Origin of the sequence: Pigmentiphaga sp. (genome assembly GCF_019689535.1) — a bacterium.
Lineage (GTDB): Bacteria > Pseudomonadota > Gammaproteobacteria > Burkholderiales > Burkholderiaceae_B > Pigmentiphaga.
Genome location: NZ_JADGHH010000317.1, coordinates 1 through 2,532, shown reverse-complemented (window position 1 = coordinate 2,532; position 2,532 = coordinate 1). Strand labels below are relative to the sequence as shown.

2 protein-coding genes are annotated in these 2,532 nt (G+C 64.6%); both read right to left on the bottom strand.

All coding sequences use genetic code 11. From position 1 onward, the window contains the following. Window positions 1-39: 39 nt before the first annotated feature. A complete protein-coding gene (locus tag IRZ12_RS17220) occupies window positions 40-1,035 on the bottom strand; it encodes an aldolase/citrate lyase family protein (RefSeq protein WP_296471229.1) in 996 nt (331 codons plus the stop codon). Between the two features lie 214 nt (window positions 1,036-1,249). Then, window positions 1,250-2,236, bottom strand: a complete 987-nt coding sequence (locus tag IRZ12_RS17215; RefSeq protein WP_296471227.1) for a malate dehydrogenase — start codon at window positions 2,234-2,236, stop codon at window positions 1,250-1,252. Window positions 2,237-2,532: the final 296 nt, after the last annotated feature.

Below are 2,532 nucleotides of genomic sequence, written 5' to 3'. Positions count from 1 at the left end.
GCCGGCGCCTTCAAGCGATACGCATCCGAAAAGCGCCCGCTACGAGAAGAACTGTCGTTCGACTTCGGGGGACAAGCTCACGCCCGCCGCGTGCGCCCGCCGCAGCACGTCCCAGTAATATCGGTAGCTCGCCCGGTCGTGCAGCCTGCCACGCTGGGGATCGCCGTCGCGTATCGGCCCCCAGTCGGCACGGGCGGCGGCCAGCAGGATGCGCTCGGCGTCCTCGACGTCCTCGGCACTGGGCGACAGCGCGCCGACGATGGGGTCGATCTGCGAAGGGTGGATGCTCCACATGCGCGTATAGCCGAATTCGCGGCCGGCGCGTTGCGCTGCGCGGGCAATGACTTCCGGCGCGTTCAGCTCCGTGACGACGTTGTGCGAAGGCACCTTGCCGTAGGCATGGCAGGCCGCCGCGATTTCGAGTTTGGCGCGGGCAACCAAGGGATGTTCGAACTGGCCTTCGGCGGTCAGCGCATGGGCCGGGATGGCGCCTCGGTGCGAAGAGACGAAGTCCATCAAGCCGAAGGACAGGCATTCGATGGCGGGATGGGCGGCGATGCGGAAAACTTCGCGCAGTGCGCCGTGCGTTTCGATCAACACGTGGACGGGGATTTTTCGGTCGAGCCCCATTTCCATGCCGATGCGCTCGACGGATTCGGCCGCATTCAGCGCGTCATTGGCCGAGTTGACCTTGGGGACGGTGATATAGGCGAGCTTGTGGCCGGCGATGCCGATCAGGATTTCGAGGTCGCTGATGAACGACGGATGATTCACGTCGTGCACGCGGACGCCCACGCGGCCGTACCGGTTGGCGTCGCTGGCAGCCAAGCGCGCGGCCATCTCCGCGTGCTCGGCCTCCTTGCCGACGGCGGCGCCATCTTCGCAGTCGAGCGTCACGTCGAAGACCGGACCGGCCTGGGCCTGCCGCTCGAGGCTTTTTTGCATGAGCTTTTCGGATCCGGCGTAGTGGTCGCAGACGGGGAGGACGACGGGCGCTTTGCCCGATGCGTGTAAGACTTCGGATGGGTGTTTCATGGCGCGGGATGATCGGTAGGGTTCTTCAGACAGCGGTGTCCGGGGCGAAAAAAAAGCACACGAGAACGATAGCGTACTCATGTGCTTCCGTGGCCGGCGCGGGCGGGGGCAGTAACATGCGGCCCCGTTCTCGCACTAAGCTGCGAGCGGCGATTTGCGCTTCGCAGCCTGCAACGCCCCGGTCGTGCCGGGGCGGCCGAGGCGCAAAGCCGCTTTACAGCAGGTGCTTGACGCCGTCGCGCTCCTCGAGCAGCTCCTTGAGCGTGAGGTCCATGCGCTCGCGCGAGAAAGCGTCGATCTCGAGATCCTTGACGATCGCGTATTCGCCGTTCTTGGTGATGACGGGCAGGCCGTAGATGATGCCTTCGGGAATGCCGTACGAGCCGTCCGAAGGCACGCCCATCGTGACCCATTTGCCGTCGCTGCCCAGGATCCAGTCGCGCACGTGATCAATGGCGGCATTGGCGGCCGACGCGGCGGAAGACAGGCCACGGGCGTCGATGATCGCGGCGCCGCGCTTGCCGACCGTCGGGATGAATACGTTGCGGTTCCATTCGTCGTCATTGACCACCGAGAGGGCGGGCTTGCCGGCGATGGTGGCGAAGCGGTAGTCGGGGTACATCGTGGGCGAGTGGTTGCCCCAGACGATGAGCTTCTCGATGTCGCTGACCGCGCAGCCGGCCTTGGAAGCCAGTTGCGTGAGGGCGCGGTTGTGGTCCAAGCGCAACATGGCGGTGAAATTGCGGGCGGGCAGGTCCGGCGCCGACTTCATCGCGATGTAGGCGTTGGTATTGGCGGGATTGCCCACCACCAGCACCTTGACGTTGCGGCTGGCGACGGCGTTCAGCGCCTTGCCTTGCGCGGTGAAGATCTGGGCGTTGACGGTCAGCAGATCCTTGCGCTCCATGCCCGGGCCGCGGGGACGGGCGCCCACGAGCAGGGCCACGTCGGCATCCTTGAAGGCGGTCATGGGATCGCTGTGGGCGGTGACTCCCTGCAGCAGCGGGAAGGCGCAGTCTTCCAGCTCCATGATGACGCCCTTGAGGGCCTTCTGGGCTTTTTCGTCAGGAATTTCCAGCAATTGCAGGATGACGGGCTGGTCCTTGCCTAGCATTTCGCCGGAGGCGATACGAAACAACAGGGCGTAGCCGATCTGGCCGGCGGCGCCGGTGACGGCGACGCGCATTGCGGGCTTGGTCATGTAAGTCTCCGAAGCGGATGGTGAGTAGGAATGGTGACGCCACGCGCAGTGTAACTCCACGCGGGGTGGGCCCGGCGCGATGCACGAGGAAGCAGTGGGCGGGGCGGACAGCCCGCATCCACGATGGGAAAGCGGCGGAGTGCCAGGGGGCGGCGGACGGCGCGGCGAGCGTGGATGGGCATAATCCGCCGAGTTTAGAAAAATCGGATTTTGCCGTCAATAAAGTTATCTTATGTTTTATATAAGACATAAGATTGCCGCCATTTGGTTGGACACCGTGCCTTGCGCTGTGACAC